This is a genomic window from Paenibacillus sp. Y951 (assembly GCF_056786395.1).
The window spans coordinates 65032-85023 of sequence record NZ_JBXCIY010000006.1; the positions used below are offsets into that span (position 1 = coordinate 65032).

The following is a 19992-nucleotide window of genomic DNA, read 5'->3' on the forward strand; positions in this document are numbered from 1 at the left end:
CTAGACACATTAGAGTAACTTCTTGCTTTGTTTCGCAACACTAGCTCCATATCGCACGTATTAACGAAACTTTTTGCTTTGTTTACTCCATGAACCAGCCTGCTAGACACATTAGAGTAACTTCTTGCTTTGTTTCGCAACACTAGCTCCATATCGCACGTATTAACGAAACTTTTTGCTTTGTTTACTCCATGAACCAGCCTACTAGACACATTAAAGCAACTTTTTGTCTTGTTTCGCCACACTAGCTCCGTATGGCATGTATTAACGAAACTTTGCAGCTTTGTTTGCCTCATCGACCAACCTACTAGACACATTAGAGTAACTTCTTGCTTTGTTTCGCAACACTAGCTCCATATCGCACGTATTAACGAAACTTTTTGCTTTGTTTACTCCATGAACCAGCCTACTAGACACATTAAAGCAACTTTTTGTCTTGTTCATCCCCATGCTCTAGCGGAGAGAACTAATCGCTCGTGGAGAAGCGATAGCGTTCGTTTTTGAACTTCCCCTTTCAATAAAGGTTCAAAAAGTGGGCTTTCGAAAGCCGAGAAGATGGAGCGCTACTTGAGAAAGACGGAAGCGCAAATGTACGTGTTTGGTACATGTGAACCTACAATGTTTCTGCAAGAAACATACATCGGAAGCTTATGCCGTACTTTCCAAGTTCGTTTCATATTCGATGCGGACAACGCTACGTCAGCCAATCATCGTTATCAAAGTCCACTTTTTGAACTACATCTTCAAGAGCATTTGCTCTAATGCATGTAGGCGGTGACTTATGGAGCGTAATAAGCCAACTCCGATCTCAGGGTATAAGCGAACTAATTTCACAACTTCATCTCCACTTATCTCTAATACATGTACTTGCCCGAACAGTACTTGCGCAGATATTCGAGACGGAGACAGATCAAATAATGACGCTTCGCCGATACTCATCTTCTCACTAATAATCGCTAACGTTCCTTCTACCCCTTCCTCATTCATCCCACTAATTTCCACATGTCCCTCTAACACTATAAACAATTTGGTGCTTTGCTCACCCTGCTGAAGCAAGTAATCATCTTCTTCGTATTTACGCTCATGTGCAATACTCGCTATTCTTCCTAGCTCATCTAATGAAATGTCTTGGAATAACGGGGCTTGCTTCAAAAACATAATTTTATCAAGTGCACCAAGATACTCCCAATTATTCATAAGCAATAGTTCACCTTTCTCTGCTCCTGCCTTAATAGCAATAGCTTGAAGCCAAGGATCAGTTACTTCCTTCCTCTCTTCTTGCTCCACCTCACGGCCTCGATAATAGTTCAGCAATTGTGAACTTAATTTGTTATGACCAAAGCCCTCAGACAATATCTCAATGCCATGATCTCTAATCTCTTCCAGGTCACTTTCAACAGCTTCGCGCAGTAACGTTACCGCTCGTTCATCACTATAGCGAATCATTACCTTCCAAATGGTATCAAGTTGCTGCTTCACAATATCAGTTGTCCGTTCCCTAGCAAGCTTAATCCATTGTTCCTGATTCGTCGCTGCAATCTGCTCATACATACGATGACTAGCAGAAAGTTCCTGCAGCTTGCTCATACATGTAGGAATAACAGTTGATTCAACGTCATGCTCTTTACCAATCATAGAAAGCACAGATACCGCTTTGCTCCATTGTTCTTGGTTAGGCGAAGCTACAAAACGTAGCAATTCCTCATTAGCAGATTCTCCAAGTGAAAGTAATGCCTCTTCAATTGCTTTATTCAATTCAATATCTGCACCAACAAGTAATTCCATCAAACTAGTAACCATATCTTTATCTGCTATTTGCCCGATAACTCGAACAGCAGTAAGCTTCACCGCTTGCGACTCCGAAAGCATACACATCATGACATCCATAATCATACTATCCAAATGCCGCTCTCCAATAAGCTGACAAGCAAGCTCTGCTGCTTCATTGCCCTTTTGCAGCTGCTGTTGTAGCTCTAGCTGAAGCTCATTAACATCATTACTAACTTTCCAAGCCTCATAATTCACTAGTAGAGAAACGTCACGACGTGCATGTTCAATATGTTCATTACGCATTTGTCCTGAAATAACTTGCGGTGACAGAAACAACTGACGGTAACCAATAGCGCGAACCTCGGCATCTTCATCCCGTAATAATAGCTTATACTGTGCCAGCTTTACCTGCTGCCAGCTTTGTGGATGAATGGCCGATAATGCCAAAGCTTTCAGCTTGCCGCGCCCATGTTCTGCATATTGCCAGAGCACTTGATAGAGTGCTGGATCAGGCTGACGAATAAGCAACTCCAATGTAAATTGCTGTAGCAGCATATCTCCTTGCTGAAGCTGCTTCACGATTGCTTTTCGCACGCGTTCATGTCGCATAGATTCTAGTAATTCAGCAATATAATCTTTCGTAGATTGCTGCAAATTAGCAATTAACTCCTTAATATAAAGTGACTTGGCTACCCATGCGATCACAACTAATATAGCGGCAAGCACCAGACCAATAATGGCTTGCAGCGTTAAACTCGCTTGCCATTGTGAATGCAATAATGATATGCCGGATCCAAGCAATATACCTGCCGAGGAAGCAATTCCTTGCGCCGTATAACGGTATCCATCCCGATGCTGCAAGGGCACCATCTTGAAGAAAAATTGATAGCTTGGCTCAGCAAAATAATAGAGTAGCAAATAGGTAAAGCTATATCCGATCGCTACCATAACAAGCGCCATCGATTGATCAATAAATAACGAGGTAAGTCCAAAACATGCTACAAAGATAATAGAGATTAATAGAATAGTATTCGTCGCACCAAGTTTGTCCATCAACTTAGTCGATATGAGCTGTAAAATAAATGCAGCTATAAAGAGTAGCACAACCATCATTCCATAAAATGATGTTAGCTCACTTTCGTTCGGAAATGCTTGTTGAGCTTTTGTGAAGTATTGATACTCCATCACGAAATATAAGGCTGGCATGACCGTCATAATTCCGACGACTAATAGGAGGAAGGGAGATCGGAAGAGACGTGACCAATAATACGAGCTTCGCTCACCTTGTGGAGCTTGCTCTTCTTGGAACGTTAATGGTACTAAATATTTGCGAATCGCATGAATAAAGCTCGGAAATGCTGCCAGTAATAAGAAGGCAGCTATAAGGTACAATAATTCTGAACCAAGTAAAGTAGCTAGCGTCGTTGAGGTTAGACCTGCAATAATACCACCTATAATAGCTAACAAGACGAATACTGGCATTAATCGCTTCGCTTGTTGTGTTGGGCATAAGTCAAACGCCGTCGCCCACATAAGCAGCGTTTGCTGACGAATAACAAAATTTGACGTAATAAACAATATAAAGTAAAACGCTATCCACTCCACCTCAAATAAGCGGAAGACGAGCAGAATAATACCATTGATGATACCTATAGCTACAAAAAGCAAATACAGTCTACTCATAAAGCGAGCCTTCGCTAGCCGCTGTGAAAAAAACGATAGTAGCCATCCTTCTATAGGAAGTAGACAGGCTTCAACAACATACATAATAGGTAACATCATGATGCCGACCCGCGTATTGAAAATCGCCATGAATGAGGTATAGTTCATCATCTCAGAAATGCCGGCAAGTAAAAACACGACACCCATTAGCATTAATTTTCGATTATCTTCGGGTTTTAATTGAAAATATCTTTGCATAGCTGTTATCACTAGACATATCCACCTTGTCATCTGTAAATTAAATTGAATGTATTCGGGCAGCGATGTGATCTTTAGTAGTGGTCTTCTTACCCTGTAATAGTCCAAGCTTCTGCAAAATGATAATGTATTTCTCATCCTTACGTGTAGTACCTAAACGATACAGTATTTCAATTATAGTAATTTTCAAAAGCATATATAACTGATTAACGGAAGCATAACCTTGCGCCTTCAGCTTTTTCATTCTTTGCGCTTCTTGTTGCTTAGGTAGCAGCTTATGATCAATTTCCAAAAAGCGATCGATAAGCTCAGCTCTATTGCCAATAGTTATCGGCTGCCTTCCATTATCGAACGGAATGCCAAACAACAATTGAAACATTTTATCAGCATTTTGCAGCATTTGCTCCATTGATTGCGGCTGATTATTCACTTTAGCTTCCTCTTCGGCTTCATCCTCGAGACCAAAAATGCCAAGCGCAGCGAGCCATGAACCAGCCCCATCTGCTTCTTCCTCTTGCTCATCTTGCTCCGGTTCATAGTGTAGCACACTAGTACTTTGCTCTTGCTGAACCGTTTCAAGCTGTCTTTCAACTTGTCGATCATTCAAATTCATAATAACATGAAGTGCTTCGTTAATGCGCTTCCAATCTACCCATTGCTTCAAATGCTCTTCAATCGTTACGTTATTACTTAATTGATAAAGTGTTAATTGTCCTGCACCATTCAATTTATGCAATAATAACTGTTTTTTCGGGATCGATAGGCTATCTAATGTTCGCAATAGATATACCTGTCCTTGCTTATTACCTTTATAATTGAGCCATAACCATGCCTCACGATATGGAACTAATAAGCCGGAGCTATTCATCGTATATTGCGGCTCACTTGCCCCTAATGCGGTGACATCAGCCTCTTTTCGAGGTTCCTCGGGCTGCAATGTAATTTGCTTCGTCGTTCTAATCATCGTTTGCCACTGCTGCCAATCTGGCGATGTATGCAGCGCTGCTGTAAAATCACTATTTTCTCCATACCACTGAATAAGCAATGATTGTCGTTGTCCAACAGACAACGCTTCGAATTGACTCCACATCAGGCCTTCTCCAGCTTGCTCGGCTTGAAGTGCTAGCACAAGTACTAACTGCTTAAGCTGTACATTCAATCCCTCTGTCGCTGTCGTCATCGGTGCTGTATGAGTAATATGCTGTAGCAATTGGCTTGATGCAATATTGCCGATACTTTGCTGTAGCTTCCATACGGGAGGTAGCTCCCTCTGACTAGGCGCTGTAACAGAATTAGGTTGTTCGCGTTCCTTGCTGTTCATCTGCTGCTTAGAAGCACGGGCTAACCGCTGTCGTCCAGATACCATAATGTCCTCCTACGATACCTTTTTGAAATATTTTCTTACATTATATCAATATTTCTACCTTATTGTATCTATTCCTGCTAAAATACTTTGTAGTACTACCATTCGAGTATGCTACATCCATAGCCATCCTCCCCACCTCCCTTTTATTACTTGTGGCTATGAATCATATCTGATCTACCTTCTCTACTACATTCCCTATAGGAGGCCTTGGAATGTCATCAAAAACTAGCGAATCTACAAGTAAAGATATCGAAAAAACTAATTCTAACAAAACTCTCCCGCCTACCAGTCAGACAAACACAGCTAGCCCTACTAATATGCAGAATATTGTCGGCAATCAAGAGCTTGCTCGACTTGCTGAGGAAGAGCAATTTGGTTTAACAGAACCCGAACTTTTTTCAATATATGAAACTAATCTATACAAACCACTGAAAGCTAAAGTTTTAGATAAATTTGGTGTGGGCAGAAAATCTTTTCGCCGTTCAAAGGAATTGAATAATTTTCGCCAAAGTATGAAGGATGCGGCACGAGCGCAGGCTAACGACGATATTGCTGCCCATCTTGATTCTAACAGCTCACTTGCTGGTAATAGTAATATTGCTAAACAGTACAATGGCATGCTTGCTAATAAGGAAGCACGTTCCGAAGCAAAGATATCCGTGAATAGCATTATGGCGAAGGAATCCGATCGAATTATCAATAAACTAGTGCCTGAAGATACTGCAGTAGATCAATTGAAGCAAGCTGCGCTAGCAACGATGTCATCGAGTAAAAATGCTAAACTTAAAGAGAAAGATAAGAAAAAGAGAGCGGCAAGTAGCGCCCAAGATAAAGCAAAGGATCTACTCAAACGCTTTGAAGAACCTGCGATTAATGAAGCTCGCTTAATTATTAAAGGTGATCAGAGCTCCGGTGCCGCTCAGCCGAATCAAGCAAAAATTGATAATATGACCAAGGATGTAAAAGGTCAAGTTACAATGGATCAAATCGGCGAGAAAGCAATAAAAAAAGTTGTTGAGGCAGATTCCGTCAACAGTGGTCTAGCAAAAATAGCACCTATTATTAACCTTGCCGTTCCGTATGATGGTGATTCCGCATCGCTTGCTTTCGAATTGAAAATCCCTGTTAGCACAGCTGTATTTCTCACGATTGGTCTAGGGGCAGAAGCCGAAAAAGATGACGGTCATTTGACAATTGGAGCTAATATTGCTGTTGGTGCAGGTGTTTCTGCCGGAATAACTGAAGTTGCGGTGAAATTAGGGATGTTCATTGAAGCGAATGGCTCTAGTACACAATCTGCTTTGAATCTAATCTCATATGGTATGTACCGTAATATGAATGTTGGCTTCCCTTCACTTGCTCAAACACTATGGGGCAAAGGTGGTATGAGTGGAAAAAGTAAATTAGAAGAAGCCGAAATATGGGCTGCTGCTATCGAAGCTCAAGAAATGGAAGATACTGAGAATTATGTTGATGTTGGACAAAGCATTTCCGCTGCAGTAGAAATTGAGACTGGGATATATAAAGGTGAATTTGAAGCATTAGGTCAACGTTATACGAAATATAGCAAAGAGAGCTTTGAGACAATCCCTGAACTGCTCTTCGGAGATAATTCAGAAACGACATTAGATGCGTTGACACAAAAATCTACTCGAATGAATCAACTCAAAACGCATAAGAAAATATCAGCATCTGCCTCAACCGAATTAACTTTACCTCGAGCGAAACTTTCCTTCAGCGGTGAAGGTGCAATGACATTCTACAATAAAGCGCTTCAACAATTAGAAGCAAGTATCTCTGTTGATCTTCCAGGTGAAATAACTGGCTTCTCTGCTTGGAAAACAATCGTTGAGGAAATTATACCGAAAGTTATTAGTTCTACAGCAAAAATTCATAGTCTAATTGATGCTAAGCAGAATATACCAGCAGATCAATCAAAGAGCGTCCAAGACGCACGTATGAGAGCATTACAGGGGGAACTAGAGAAGAAAGTTGATAAACTAACAACAAAGCTAAGCAAATCAACTGAGTATATTGATCCAGAGACTGGAAAAGTAAAGAAAACTGTCGAAAATGATTCATGCTTAAGCTTGAATTTTGGATTTGAATTAGGTTTCGAAAACGGTCAATCAGGAGACTGGAAAATCGAATTTGATATTTCGAAAAAAAGCAGCGTTAAAATCAAAACTCCTATTATCACCTTAGAGCTCGAAAAATCAAGGAAACTAATGAGCGCCTCTCGAGGGAAAAATGAGGGAGAACTTGAGAATGAACTTAATTTCTATCAGCGCTAATAAATATTGAAAGGAAAATCAACCTATGAAAGTAATTTCATCCGTAACCACTTCCACGCCTGCTACATTTCAATCCTGGACTGGCGGGAGTCTACCTGTATTAATTACGTCTGTTGTTCACCAGCAACAAGACGAACAACAATATATTACGATGACAATAATTGTGGAACCAGAGCAAATGGCTCAAATTTTTCAAGAGCAATGGTTTCACGTAACTTCTCATGCAATGTTAAATGATGTAAGCTTTGGCGCGGAGGATAATATCGAACTAAAACTTATTGTAGCACCATCCGTTGCACAGCAAATCGTGAAGCAAGAAGCAGATGCCGAAGCCATTCTTCTGTCTGTTATTCCCGATACCTTTATCGTACGTACATTACCACTGCTTACACAAGCGGAGTTATGGTATGTCGCTGAAGCGATGCAAACCATTTCGCTACCGCCTGAACTCGTTCATGAAGGTCGGCTGCGTCATGGCTTTCATACGATATGGAGACAAGAGCTGCTTCATACTCCTCCTACTACCAATATGACTGAACAGCAGGAGCAAGCTGATGCGGATATCATTGACAATCGTGATAGCAATAACGGTCTTGCAGCCCAATTAGAGAAATATCTAGCCGATCATCAAATTAAGTATGATTTTCACAATGAGCAGTTAATCCGTCTTAAGCTGCATGGGGACAATGAAGTGAGCTGGACAGAGCTGATTCGCATTGAAGAGGATGCCGAGCTCATTGTACTATACGCGATTTTCCCTAGGCTTGTTGAGGAGCAGCATCGCGAGCAGCTGGCGCTGCAACTTATTAATGAAAACTATGATCTTATTAATGGCGCATTCGAAATGGATATTGCAGATGGAGAACTTCGTTTCCGTTCAGCGTTGCTTTGTCCAAACGGAATAGACGATCATCATATGATGCGGCTATTGAATGAACATATACAGATTATGGAGCAATATGTCCCAGAGCTAATTGCTATATTGTAGCGTCATTGTATACTGCTAGACATCAAAGGGGCTGTTCCCCGGCGTCATTGTTTCTTAGTTGACGCCGAGGAACAGCCCCGCTTTATATCGATATCGTTTACTAACCAGCATGACGATTAATAGGCCAAAATAATACCTTTATCGTTAGCATATAATGAGCTTACTCCACCCGTAGGCACGATGACGATATCTTTGAATTGGAATTGTTCAACTAGCTGCTGCTGTAGACGAAGCGCAAGCGGCTCATTATTACAATGTGAAATAACTGCACGAAGCTCCGCTGTGTTTTTCCCACTATCTGTGACCGTTTCAGCCATTTTCTTGACGATTTTCGTCTGACCTTTACAGGTTGAATATTGCGTAATATTACCATCGCCATCTGAGCCTAGTAACGGCTTAATATTTAAGATGCTTATAATTTTACCCTTAACCTTACTTAATCGACCATTTTTCATCAGATTATCAACATTATCAAGTACAAAGTACGTTTTCATTTCATTAATGAACTGCTCAACTTGTGTAATAAGCTCCTCGCCTTGTACACCACTTTCGATAAGATCGCGAATCTGAAATGCGATTAACATTTCTCCTGCCGCAGCACTTTTGGAATCAAATACATGGACGTTATGATCACTTTTCTCTAGCATATCTGCTCCTAATACTGCACTCGAATAAGAGCTAGATAATTTACTTGATAATGTCACGACGAACGTTTGCGGTGATTGCTCGTACAGCTCATGATAGAGCGAAGGTGATGGTGCTGCTGAACCAACCTTGCCCGTACAAGCCTTCATTTCCTCAATAAAGCTGGGAATATCTAAAGTTTCATCATCTATAATTTCTTTATCGCCAAGATACAGATTCAATGGTACTACTTTCATATTAAGCGTTTGCTTAATGTCATCAGTTAGATCGCAACAAGAGTCTACAACGATTTGATAAGTCATATGAAACCTCCATCTGTCCTTTATTGCCTTATACTAGCACGTTGATCGCTTGCTATACTATTGACAACTATCATATCTTTGCAAATAAAGGCGATGTTTTTCAACTAGATTAACGATATCGACACATTTGACAGTATGTTTTAGCTTGCTAATTTTTTGATCGCTGTGATCTCTTCTTCCTCAAGCGTATCATTGTTCATAAAAGGCAAAAGCTCTATAAGTAATTCCGATACATTTGTAGGGTAAATAATCGACGATAATCTACTAAGCCACTTTGCCTTTTCATGTCTAAATTCATCGGCACTATAAATACCCCCCTCAAATAATTTCGCCATTTTTTTCAAATCATTCACTAATATATATACGATTATCGTTGTTCTATCTGCTTCCAAAAACTCTATTTTTTTCATCGAATTAATCGCTTCATACGCGGCATCAAAGGGTATTTCAATTTTATTGAAGGCTATAAATGTAACCACTCCTAATAAAATAAAGACTGTACCAAAGGCTAACATCATTCCTCCTTCACTCGTCAATTCACTTGTACCAAATCCAGGTAATATTAAAAGTAGGCCAGTGATAATAAATAGCCAGCCTAGCATGATCTTTACCTTTTCAAGACGAACTGCAGTGAAGTAGCCAACGACGGGATCAAACGATACGTATAAGTAGACAACAAACTCGCTTCCAATAAATAACAAGCACATTGCAATCATAAATATGTTATTATCCATTACGACGCCCTCCTATTTAACAGAAAAATAGAATCTAATTCCAAATATGCTAACACTAATTTACTTTCTCCATAGATTATACGTGCACAGAAACTAATAGTAAACATTTTGAAACATGTAGTTCGTTTTTAATTTCATTCTTTTTCATTATTGTAAATATGAAGGGGATGATATAGTGGATTATCATAAATTAGGATCTCGTCTCCGACAAGAGAGACAACGATTAAACCTAACACAAGAAAAACTAGCTGAAAAAGTCGATATGTCCCATGCTTATATTGGGCAGATTGAACGGGGCGAACGCAGCTTAACGTTAGAAACTCTTGTAAATATAGCAGAGGAACTAGATGTCACTGTTGATTACTTATTAGAAAGTGCCATTGACATTAGCAATGCATATTACCTTCAGAAAATTAGACTTCTGTTGTCTACACGTACTCAAGGGGAACAGAAAATGGCGTACGAGATGCTAGAGCTACTATTTAAACATCAGGATCAATTACCCGAGTAGTCGAATAAGACGTTATTTTTGAAATCCTACTGTTTGTACATGCACTATAAATGCTCCGTTGTATATGTATTTATGTGTTGAAAAAGAGGCTGGACAGTTTAAGTAACTAAACTGCCTAGCCTCTTTTTGTGGAACTACAAATGTAGCTAATTAGATTATTTAGATGAATTTCAAAATTTCATCCATTGGCAAACGAGATGATCCGTATGCTGGTCCAGCAGCTTTTCCGATCGCAATTAACACGATAGGAACTATGTTGCTAGGTAGCTCGAATCTTTCAGCGAACTTCACTTTGTCAAATCCGCCCATTGTAACAGTGTCGAAGCCCTTTTCCTTAGCAATCAACATGAATTGCATAGAGATTAGTCCTGCATCAAAGCTAGCAATATTTGTTCTTACTTCATCTGGTGCATTAGGGTATAAACGATTTGTGCTGGCAATCATAGCATCTTTGCTCGCCTCTGGCATATGCCCTTCTGCTACATTTTGCGTATAAATTTGCTCGACCTTCTTATACATTTCAATATCGCCTAATACCGCGATCACTGCAGAAGCTGTTTCTACTTGTTCTTGGTTGTTAGCGATTGTCCGTAATTCTTTTTTCACAGCTGTATCTTGAATAACTAGAAATCTCCAAGGCTGAAGATTGCTTGATGATGGAGCTGATGTAGCTTCTTTAATCATTTCTGACAATTCGTCTTTCGAAATAGTAGCAGCAGGGTCATATACTCTTACCGATTTTCTATCATGCATTAATGAATATAAATCCGCTTGTGTTCCTGTAGTCATGTTATTTCCACCTTTATACTTACTATTAGTAAGTTGATAATAACAACTTACCATAAGTAAGTTAATCGGTCAATAAAAAAGTAATTCCTAAGCTTAATTTGGCGATTATAAATGTTCCATAGACGGATATGTGTTAAACTTAATGAAAGTAATGTTCGGGGAGGTCTCAAATGAAACAGTCTGATTGTCAACATACATGTAGTGATTTTCATACTACTATCGAATTTCTTGGTAGAAGATGGATGGGGATGATTCTATATACCTTAATGTCAGGTCCCAAACGTTATAATGAAATTTTCACCAGCATTCCTGGGATTTCAGATCGACTATTAACAGAGAGACTTAATGAATTAATAAAAGCAGCATTGATAAATAAAAATTTAATTGATTCATCTTGTAAAAAGGTTGAATACGAGTTAACTACCAGTGGGCACGCCCTAAAAGATGTTATTGTATCCATTCATAAATGGATTGATGTTTGTGAACTGGAGCAAAAATTAAAGAAGACATCCTCATAAGCATTTATTTTTGGATCACTTTAATAGTATCTCTTTCTCAACTTCATCTATTCACAGATATTTTTTTCAATAAATAGGAAAAGGGGAATTGCCAACTTCAGCAATTCCCCTTTTCCTTATGTTTTCGATGCTACCTTATCCTTTCAAGCTCATCTACTTATTGCACTTCATTGGGATGATGTTCTCGATTCTCCCAGGTCAACCCTTCATTAGCTGTAAAGTGCCACACCAATAAGACCCGAAATACAAATAACATAGACAGGATGCTTCTTAAAATAAACAATTGCTGCAAAGGAGCCGGCAAATATAACGATTTGACTTATTGTATACCACCAATCTGTCGAAATCATCGAGTTATTTCTAATAAATATAATAGCAGAAAATACAATAAAGCCAGTAACGATCGCACGAATACCGTATAAAGCATTGTTCCAATACTTATTATTTTTCATAACCCTATAGAAGATGGCGAGCAATACAACACTAATCAGTGAAGGTAATACGATGCCTATCGTGGCAATAATAGCACCTGGAAGCTCCATATGCATATAACCAATGGAGACCGCCATATTAACAGCAATTGGGCCAGGACTCATACCAGATATTGCAACAACATCTGTAAATTGATCTAGCGTAAGCCATTGATGCCGGGTAACAATCTCTGCCTGCATTAATGGAATCATGGAATATCCGCCACCGAAGGAAACGAGGCCGACAATAAAGAAAGTAATAAATAATTGAATGATATCGTCCATCATGCACCTCAGGTTAGATCATATAGTCACTATAATTGTCTTGTGAAGGCGAGTTAGCTTGTTGATATGGCTTGTGTTCACCTTTCAATGCTCGTAGTAAATAGATGATTATGCCGACCACACCACCAACAGCAATAAGTACAATGGGATGAACCATATGGTTGAAAAAGTACATGGTGATTACGGTCGTAGCCGCTAAAACTATTGTCGGAATATCAACTAGTGCCTCTTTCCCCATCTTCATAGCTGCGTAGACAATTAATGCCAATACTGTAGTTCTAATCGACATGAAGGCAGCCTGCACCTTAGGGATATCCTTCATATATATAAATACTATAGAAAATAAAATCATAATAAAAAACGTTGGGATAAGAATACCTAGTAAAGCAATAATCGCACCCAGCCCACCTTTTAAACGGTAACCAATAAAAATAGCCGAGTTAAGAGCGATTGCTCCGGGAGCAGATTGAGCTAAAGAAAAAACATCTGAAATCTCCTTAGCGCTCAACCATTTTTTTTCATCTACTATTTCCTTTTCAATAACAGGAATTAATGCAAAGCCTCCACCGAAGGAAACGGGACTAATTTTTAGAAATGTTATGAAAATTTGAAACAACGTACTTTCCGCTTCTTTTTCCCAAAAAGAATTAATTCTCTTAGAAATCCGCATTTTAACTACCCCTTCTTGTTTCGTTCACGATGTTGTTACATACATTATATCACCTTTATCCTATATTGGGATTAAGATAAGAAGGACATTTGTATATTCTTTTTATTTTATAAATTCGTTATAATGACAATAGGATATAATTCCTATATTAATACTAGTGAATTGAGGTTAGTTTATGGATGCGAATCACCCTACTTTAACTAGTGTAAAAAGTAGTATTTTTCATTATATATCACAACGAGTAGATAGCTCCAAAGAAGATATTCAACAATCGTTAAAGCTTTCTAGCTCTACTACAGCTAGATTAATACAGGAAATGATTGAACATGGCGTTATTATTCAATCAGGCTTCGGACCTTCTAAAGGCGGTCGCAGACCGCTACTATATAATGTTAATAGTGACTATTGTTATATCGTTGGTATAGAGATCTCTCGCTTTTATGCAACGGTCGGTTTATTTGATTTGACGTTGAATGCCAAATCATTAACAAGATGGAGAATGGATAGCTCCATGAAGCCCAATGTATTTATTGATACTGTTTATCAAACCATTCTTACGTACTGCAAGGATCATCAAATTACGAAAGATCATATTATTGGGATTGGGATTGGCTCGATCGGTCCGCTTGATCGCAGTAGTGGAGTTATTATCGATCCCGTTCATTTTCCAGCAGAGGGTTGGAACCAACTGGAGATTACAAATTTAATAGAAGACCTTACAGGATTACCTACCTTTTTAGATAATGGTACAGATTGTGCCGCGATCGGAGAGCAATTTTCCTTTCGCAAGCAAAATATTGAAGCAGATCACCTGCTCTATATTAGCGCAGGAGTTGGATTACGTTCGGCGATGATCTCAGGGGGAAGGCTTGTTCAAGGTATATATGATCGTGAAGGTGCTTTTGGTGAAATGATCATTAAAGCTGGGGATCAACCGATCTTAAAGCAGGCTCGCGCTGGAGCGCTTGAGAACTATGTATCGATTCCCGCATTAGTTGAACAGTATAAAGTACAATATCGATTGGGTAGAACAGGATTTAAACAAGAAGATCGAAACACTATAGCGGAATCGAATATTGATTTTGATTTCTTAATTAGAGAGCTGAGAAATAACAATGAACTCGTAACCGAATTATTCAATCAATCTGCAGTATATTTGGGTATAGGTATAGCTAATCTCATTAATACTTTTCAGCCAAATAAAGTAATTATTGGTGGAGCGCTTATCTCCGCTTTCAAGCCTTATTCTGATATTGTAGCAAGCATAGCAGACAAATATACGTATAATTCATCCGCCTACAAGGTACAGTTTATTGAAGGGATATTGTTAGAAGACGCTGTTGCCACTGGAGCAGCCTTATTAGTTAGAAATAAACTATTTTAATGACAAGAAAGGGCTGTTCCAGCGTCATTTCTCAATGACTTTTGGAACAGCCCCTCCGTTTTACCTTATTACTTCACTGTGTTTTTCCAGTCAGCAGCGAACTTTTCCATCCCTTGATCCGTAAGCGGATGTTTGGAGATTTGCTCGATCACGCTGAATGGAACAGTCGCAATATGAGCACCAGCCATCGCTACGCGAGTAACATGGTCTGGGTGACGTACAGATGCCGCAATGATTTGAGCATCTAAGTTATGAATGCGGAATAATTCTGCAACTTTGACAATCAATTGCACGCCATCTTCTGATATATCATCCAATCGGCCTAAAAACGGTGATACATACGTAGCGCCAGCACGAGCAGCCAATAATGCTTGGTTCACTGTGAAGACTAGAGTAATGTTTGTTTTCACGCCTTTTTGCGTCAAGTAACGGCAAGCCTCAAGACCTGCAAGCGTCATTGGCAACTTGATTGTTACATTTGGATCATTGTTATTAATTTTGATTAATTCATTTGCTTGGGCAATCATTTCTTCAGCTGTAACAGCATCAGGAGTAACTTCAGCAGAGACAGATTCAACATCAGGTACTGCTTGTAAAATCTCTTCGATACGAGCTTCGAATTTGACGCCTTCCTTTGCAACTAGCGATGGATTCGTAGTTACTCCAGAAATAATACCGATTTTATGCGCTTTTTTGATGTCTACCACGTTTGCTGTGTCGATGAAAAATTTCATAATAAATTACCCCCAATGAATGTGTTATTATTTATTCAATAATTGCTGAGCTACAGAAACAACATTGCTCGTTGAGAATCCGAAATATTCCATAACTTCTGTACTAGGACCTGAAGCACCGAAAGTATCAATGGAGATGATACGACCATTAGCTCCTGTATAACGCTCCCAGCCTAGAGAAATACCGGCTTCAATAGCTACACGATTTGTTACTGCAGCAGGCAGAATTGATTCTTTATAGGCATCAGATTGCGCATTGAATAGCTCTCTGCTTGGCATTGCAACGACACGAACAGATACGTTAGCAGCTTCTAGTTCATCTTTAGCACTTACAGCCAGAGATACTTCAGAGCCTGTAGCAATAAGAATAACATCAGGCGTTGCATTCGTTTCAGCTAGCACATAAGCACCTTTAGCTACATCAGCAATATTTGCTTTAGTTGCTTCATATACAGGTAGATTTTGACGACTAAGAATTAGCGCAACTGGACCATCTTGTTGTTGCAATGCATACGCCCATGCGCTCGCTGTTTCGTTTGCATCTGAAGGACGAATGACCGTTAGTCCTGGAATAGTACGAAGTGCAGCTAATTGCTCAATCGGCTCATGCGTAGGACCGTCTTCACCAACTGCAATGGAGTCATGTGTAAATACATACGTTACAGGCAATTTTTGTAGTGCTGCCAAGCGAATAGCTGGACGTAGATAATCGCTAAATACGAAGAACGTACTTACGAAAGGCTTCACTCCACCATGTAGTGCCATACCATTACCTGCTGCACCCATCGCATGCTCACGAACACCGAAGTACACATTACGACCAGCATAAGAATCAACTGCAAAGATTGGCTCACCATTAATATCAGTCATTGTCGAACCTGATAGATCGGCACTACCACCAAATATTGACGGTACCGATTGGATAAAGTGATTAATTGCTTTACCACTTGCAATACGAGTTGAAACCGCTTGGGATGAGTCAAACGTAATAATATCAGACGGATCGATAACTACTTTACCATCAATAACTTTAGAAAGCTGTTGGCCTAACTCAGCATATTGCGCTGTGTAAGCTGCTACTAGCTCATTCCATTGTTGTTCTTTGACAGCGCCTTGTTGCTTCAGTGCTTCATAATGTGCTTTCACTTCTGCTGGTACTGTGAATTCATCATGATCCCAGCCATATACAGCTTTCGTTGCAATAGCTTCATCTTTACCTAGTGGATTACCGTGAGCTTTGTTCGTACCTTGAACTTTTTTACTACCATAACCGATAATCGTACGAACCTCGATCAATGTCGGTTGTGTTGTATTAGCTTTCGCTTCTTCAATAGCTTTTGTAATAGCTGCAACATCATTACCATCTTCTACTCGCAAATATTGCCATTGTGCTGATTCCGTACGCTTTTGCATATTTTCGCCGAAGGAAAGATTTAGATCTCCATCTAATGAAATATCGTTAGAATCGTATAGCACGATTAATTTATCAAGCTTCATATGACCTGCCATGGACATTGCTTCGTAAGAAATCCCTTCCATCAAGCAACCATCACCAACTAGTGCATAAGTGTAATGATCAACGATTGGGAATTGTTCCTTGTTGAATTTCGCAGCGAGATGAGCTTCAGCCATTGCCATACCAACTGCCATCGCAATACCTTGACCTAGTGGTCCAGTTGTAGCATCTACCCCATCTGTATGACCGAATTCAGGGTGACCTGGAGTTTTACTGTTCATTTTACGGAATTGCTTCAAATCATCGATAGAAACTTCGTAGCCAGATACATGTAATAAGCTGTAAAGTAGCGCTGATCCATGACCTGCTGAAAGTACGAAACGATCGCGGTTGAACCATTTCGAATGACCAGGATTGTGATTCATTTGCTTGGCCCAAAGCGCGTACGCCATTGGTGCAGCTCCCATCGGAAGACCTGGGTGACCTGAGTTTGCAGCGTTAATCGCGTCGATAGATAAAGTACGAATAGTGTCGATAGATAATTGATCAATGGTTTGTGTAGACATATTGTTCTCCTTTTGTTTCTTCTATTTTTGGTTCAGTACTAATTATAGGTTCAGCTTCGGAATCTAACCACCAGTGATTGCCGTCTCTAGCTAGTAGCTCGTCGGACTCGACTGGACCGTTAGAACCCGCTGAATAAAACGTGAGTGGTACAAGATTTTCTTGGAATGCATTCAAAATAGGTTGAACCCATTTCCAAGACAATTCAACTTCATCCCAATGAGCAAAAAATGTAGCGTCGCCGTGGAAAGCATCGTGAATCAAATTCTCATAAGCTTCCGGGACATCGTCACTGCTCGAATGGAAATCAATATGAATCGGTGTGAATTGCTCTTTGTTTTGCGGATCTCTGGAATTCAACTGGAATGTAATTCCTTCATTCGGGCTAATTTCAAAAATTAACAAATTGGCAACTTGTTTCTCTTTTGTGGCTGTTGTACTTTGTTGCAATGCTTCCTTAAATTCAATGACGATCCGAGTGATTTTTTCATTCATCCGTTTGCCTGTTCTAATATAGAAAGGAACGCCACGCCAGAATGAATCATCAATTTCAAGTCTTGCAGCAATAAACGTATCATTCATTGATGTCGCAGCAATACCCGGTTCAGCAGTATAACCAACGACTGGTGCGCCCGCAATCGAGCCTTCCGTATATTGACCACGAATCACATGAGATTTGACATTCTCTTTGTACAAAGGCTCTAGCGACTCCATAATCGTCTTCTTCTTAAAGCGCACGACTTCTGAAGTACTGTTCTGCGGAAGATGTAATGTTAACATCATTAATATTTGCAGCATATGGTTTTGGAACATATCTCTTATGGCACCGACATGATCGTAGTAGCCTGCCCGTTCTTCCACACCAACCGTTTCACTGGCTGTAATCTGTACGTTAGAAATATAGCGATTGGACCATAGCGCTTGCAGCACTGGATTCGTCTGCTGCAAAACTTCAAGCTTCTGAATCATTGGCTTACCTAGATAGTGGTCAATTCGATAAATTTCATTCTCGGCAAATGAAGCGCTTAGCTGCTTGTTCAAATGCTGAGCAGATTGCAAATCATGACCAAAAGGCTTTTCAATCAATAGACGTTTCCAACCTTTTGTTGCTCCAAGTCCACTCTCTTTAATGTTAGACGCAATGGTCTCGAAAAACTCAGGCCCAACAGAAAGATAGAACATTCGGTTAGGCGAGCTGCCCATGCTAATTTCCTGCTGCTCGATAAGCTGCAATAGCTTTGTATAGTCTTCTGTATGACCGATATCTAACGCAGAATAGCGGAATGCTTGCAAGAAGCTATTCATCACTGCATCGTCATTCACTTCACGCCGCGAAAAGTCACGTACTGATTTCTCTACACTTGCTTGAAATACTTCATCTGAAAATTCTCTTCGCCCAAGTCCTACAACCGCGAACGATTGTGGTAACTTCTGATCGATATATAAATTATATAAGGCAGGGTAGATTTTTCTTTTCGCTAAATCGCCTGTTGCTCCAAACAATACAAACGTTGTTGCTTCCATAATTATCTTTCCTTCCAAACGTTATCTATGAAATGCAGTGTCTACTAGCTTCTCTCTATTTGTTCAATTATAATACAAATAACACCTATACAAGTAATCAATATATCGGACAGGAGCTATAGACCATGTCTATGACCAATTATGAGCTGTATAAAGTTTTCTACTGGGCTGCGAAAACAGGTAGCTTTACTAAAGCTGGTAAGCTGCTATATATTACACAACCTAGCGTTAGTCATGCCATCAAACAGCTTGAAGATAGCTTTGGGATGACTTTGTTTTATCGAACTTCTAAAGGGGTTACGCTGACTTCAGAAGGCAGCGTCCTTTATTCTTATATTGAACAATCTCAAATTCTAATTACTTTAGCAGAAGAGAAATTAGCTGCACTGAAAAATTTGGAGAGTGGAGAATTACGGATTGGCGGAAGTGATTCTTTGTTCAAACATTATTTACTCGCTTATTTAGAACAATTCCACCGTGATCACCCTGCCATTAAGCTTCATTTGATTCATGGAACGACACCAGAAATTATTGCGTTTTTGAAAGAAGGGAAAATCGACTTAGGCGTTGTCCGCATGCCAATCGTCGATCCACAGTTGGAACTTAAGGAAGGGATTCAGCTACAGGATTGCTTTGTGGCGGGTGCTAGTTATGCTGAGCTTAAGGATGTCGTACTTTCGCTAGATAAACTTATTCAATACCCGCTTATTCTATTTTCACGTAATAGTCGGGCACGAATGGCGATTACCGAATTAATGCAAGGGTACGGCTATGAGCTCAAACCAGCGATCGAAGTTGGAAGTGTCGATCTCTTAATCGAGTTTGCCCGTAAAGGAATTGGCATATCTTATGTAACGAGGGAATTCGTTTCAAAGGAGCTAGAAGATGGATCATTATTTGAGATACAATTAGATGTGCACCTCCCTCCATCTCAAGTAGGCTTAATGATTATGCGTAATCTGCCACTTTCGAGTGCAGCAAGTAATTTTATTGACTATATTAAATAGGGCGCTACGAGAACTAATCACCGTTCCGATCGATAGCGGACTCCAGAGGCCTTATTTGCTG

The 19992-nt window shown here is 39.8% G+C and carries 17 protein-coding genes; 7 read left to right on the plus strand and 10 right to left on the minus strand.

All coding sequences use genetic code 11. The features are described 5' to 3' along the window. The first annotated feature begins 567 nt into the window (after positions 1-567). A complete protein-coding gene (locus tag AC1TPB_RS10430; RefSeq protein WP_482076421.1) occupies positions 568-762 on the plus strand; it encodes a hypothetical protein in 195 nt (64 codons plus the stop codon). Here the strand turns inward: AC1TPB_RS10430 and AC1TPB_RS10435 are convergent. Both AC1TPB_RS10435 and AC1TPB_RS10440 read right to left on the minus strand, forming a co-directional pair. Further along, positions 736-3702 (minus strand): MFS transporter, encoded by a 2967-nt coding sequence (locus tag AC1TPB_RS10435; protein WP_482076422.1) that lies wholly within the window; start codon positions 3700-3702, stop codon positions 736-738. The two genes, AC1TPB_RS10430 and AC1TPB_RS10435, sit on opposite strands and share 27 nt — an antisense overlap. A 28-nt stretch (positions 3703-3730) precedes the next feature. After that, positions 3731-5056 (minus strand): hypothetical protein, encoded by a 1326-nt coding sequence (locus AC1TPB_RS10440; RefSeq protein WP_482076423.1) that lies wholly within the window; start codon positions 5054-5056, stop codon positions 3731-3733. A gap of 212 nt (positions 5057-5268) precedes the next feature. Between AC1TPB_RS10440 and AC1TPB_RS10445 the strand changes: the two genes are divergently transcribed. Both AC1TPB_RS10445 and AC1TPB_RS10450 read left to right on the plus strand, forming a co-directional pair. Further along, positions 5269-7350, plus strand: a complete 2082-nt coding sequence (locus tag AC1TPB_RS10445; protein WP_482076424.1) for a hypothetical protein — start codon at positions 5269-5271, stop codon at positions 7348-7350. A 25-nt stretch (positions 7351-7375) separates the two neighbouring features. Next, positions 7376-8338 (plus strand): YbjN domain-containing protein, encoded by a 963-nt coding sequence (locus AC1TPB_RS10450; RefSeq protein ID WP_482076425.1) that lies wholly within the window; start codon positions 7376-7378, stop codon positions 8336-8338. A 116-nt stretch (positions 8339-8454) separates the two neighbouring features. Here AC1TPB_RS10450 and AC1TPB_RS10455 read toward each other — a convergent pair whose 3' ends face one another. Further along, complete coding sequence (locus AC1TPB_RS10455) at positions 8455-9285, minus strand: DegV family protein (protein WP_482076426.1); 831 nt, start codon at positions 9283-9285, stop codon at positions 8455-8457. 140 nt (positions 9286-9425) lie between these two features. Next, on the minus strand, positions 9426-10019 hold the full coding sequence (locus tag AC1TPB_RS10460) for a hypothetical protein (RefSeq protein ID WP_482076427.1): 594 nt from the start codon (positions 10017-10019) through the stop codon (positions 9426-9428). Between the two features lie 175 nt (positions 10020-10194). On the opposite strand from AC1TPB_RS10460, the gene AC1TPB_RS10465 reads away from it, so the two are divergent. After that, positions 10195-10530 carry a helix-turn-helix domain-containing protein gene (locus tag AC1TPB_RS10465; RefSeq protein WP_482076428.1) on the plus strand — a complete coding sequence of 112 codons (336 nt, stop codon included), beginning with the start codon at positions 10195-10197 and terminating at the stop codon, positions 10528-10530. 159 nt (positions 10531-10689) lie between these two features. On the opposite strand, the gene AC1TPB_RS10470 is transcribed toward AC1TPB_RS10465, so the two are convergent. Then, positions 10690-11319 (minus strand): nitroreductase family protein, encoded by a 630-nt coding sequence (locus AC1TPB_RS10470; protein ID WP_482076429.1) that lies wholly within the window; start codon positions 11317-11319, stop codon positions 10690-10692. Between the two features lie 170 nt (positions 11320-11489). Here AC1TPB_RS10470 and AC1TPB_RS10475 point away from each other — a divergent pair, with 170 nt between their 5' ends. Continuing rightward, a complete protein-coding gene (locus tag AC1TPB_RS10475) occupies positions 11490-11837 on the plus strand; it encodes a winged helix-turn-helix transcriptional regulator (protein ID WP_482062956.1) in 348 nt (115 codons plus the stop codon). A gap of 209 nt (positions 11838-12046) precedes the next feature. On the opposite strand, the gene AC1TPB_RS10480 is transcribed toward AC1TPB_RS10475, so the two are convergent. Both AC1TPB_RS10480 and AC1TPB_RS10485 read right to left on the minus strand, forming a co-directional pair. Continuing rightward, entirely contained in the window at positions 12047-12595 is a 549-nt protein-coding gene (locus AC1TPB_RS10480) for a chromate transporter (protein WP_482062957.1), read from the minus strand. A gap of 10 nt (positions 12596-12605) precedes the next feature. Further along, positions 12606-13262 (minus strand): chromate transporter, encoded by a 657-nt coding sequence (locus AC1TPB_RS10485; RefSeq protein WP_482076430.1) that lies wholly within the window; start codon positions 13260-13262, stop codon positions 12606-12608. 175 nt (positions 13263-13437) lie between these two features. Between AC1TPB_RS10485 and AC1TPB_RS10490 the strand changes: the two genes are divergently transcribed. Then, entirely contained in the window at positions 13438-14646 is a 1209-nt protein-coding gene (locus tag AC1TPB_RS10490; RefSeq protein ID WP_482076431.1) for an ROK family protein, read from the plus strand. Between the two features lie 68 nt (positions 14647-14714). Here AC1TPB_RS10490 and fsa read toward each other — a convergent pair whose 3' ends face one another. From fsa to zwf, 3 genes are read right to left on the minus strand one after another with little or no spacing between them, the layout of a single operon-like run. After that, positions 14715-15380, minus strand: coding sequence for a fructose-6-phosphate aldolase (gene fsa / locus AC1TPB_RS10495; protein WP_482076432.1), 666 nt, complete (start codon positions 15378-15380; stop codon positions 14715-14717). A 27-nt stretch (positions 15381-15407) separates the two neighbouring features. Beyond that, positions 15408-17402 carry a transketolase gene (gene tkt / locus AC1TPB_RS10500; protein ID WP_482076433.1) on the minus strand — a complete coding sequence of 665 codons (1995 nt, stop codon included), beginning with the start codon at positions 17400-17402 and terminating at the stop codon, positions 15408-15410. Beyond that, on the minus strand, positions 17383-18924 hold the full coding sequence (gene zwf, locus AC1TPB_RS10505; RefSeq protein ID WP_482062962.1) for a glucose-6-phosphate dehydrogenase: 1542 nt from the start codon (positions 18922-18924) through the stop codon (positions 17383-17385). Before zwf ends, tkt begins: the two co-directional genes overlap by 20 nt. A 125-nt stretch (positions 18925-19049) precedes the next feature. Here zwf and AC1TPB_RS10510 point away from each other — a divergent pair, with 125 nt between their 5' ends. Further along, positions 19050-19931 (plus strand): LysR family transcriptional regulator, encoded by an 882-nt coding sequence (locus tag AC1TPB_RS10510; RefSeq protein ID WP_482076434.1) that lies wholly within the window; start codon positions 19050-19052, stop codon positions 19929-19931. Positions 19932-19992: the final 61 nt, after the last annotated feature.

Bases quoted from the DNA above. Each gene is read 5' to 3' on its own strand.
- AC1TPB_RS10440 (WP_482076423.1), bottom strand. From the start codon at position 5,056: ATGGTATCTGGACGACAGCGGTTAGCCCGTGCTTCTAAGCAGCAGATG.
- AC1TPB_RS10445 (WP_482076424.1), top strand. From the start codon at position 5,269: ATGTCATCAAAAACTAGCGAATCTACAAGTAAAGATATCGAAAAAACT.
- AC1TPB_RS10450 (WP_482076425.1), top strand. From the start codon at position 7,376: ATGAAAGTAATTTCATCCGTAACCACTTCCACGCCTGCTACATTTCAA.
- AC1TPB_RS10455 (WP_482076426.1), bottom strand. From the start codon at position 9,285: ATGACTTATCAAATCGTTGTAGACTCTTGTTGCGATCTAACTGATGAC.
- AC1TPB_RS10460 (WP_482076427.1), bottom strand. From the start codon at position 10,019: ATGGATAATAACATATTTATGATTGCAATGTGCTTGTTATTTATTGGA.
- AC1TPB_RS10470 (WP_482076429.1), bottom strand. From the start codon at position 11,319: ATGACTACAGGAACACAAGCGGATTTATATTCATTAATGCATGATAGA.
- AC1TPB_RS10475 (WP_482062956.1), top strand. From the start codon at position 11,490: ATGAAACAGTCTGATTGTCAACATACATGTAGTGATTTTCATACTACT.
- AC1TPB_RS10480 (WP_482062957.1), bottom strand. From the start codon at position 12,595: ATGATGGACGATATCATTCAATTATTTATTACTTTCTTTATTGTCGGC.
- AC1TPB_RS10485 (WP_482076430.1), bottom strand. From the start codon at position 13,262: ATGCGGATTTCTAAGAGAATTAATTCTTTTTGGGAAAAAGAAGCGGAA.
- AC1TPB_RS10490 (WP_482076431.1), top strand. From the start codon at position 13,438: ATGGATGCGAATCACCCTACTTTAACTAGTGTAAAAAGTAGTATTTTT.
- fsa (WP_482076432.1), bottom strand. From the start codon at position 15,380: ATGAAATTTTTCATCGACACAGCAAACGTGGTAGACATCAAAAAAGCG.
- tkt (WP_482076433.1), bottom strand. From the start codon at position 17,402: ATGTCTACACAAACCATTGATCAATTATCTATCGACACTATTCGTACT.
- zwf (WP_482062962.1), bottom strand. From the start codon at position 18,924: ATGGAAGCAACAACGTTTGTATTGTTTGGAGCAACAGGCGATTTAGCG.
- AC1TPB_RS10510 (WP_482076434.1), top strand. From the start codon at position 19,050: ATGTCTATGACCAATTATGAGCTGTATAAAGTTTTCTACTGGGCTGCG.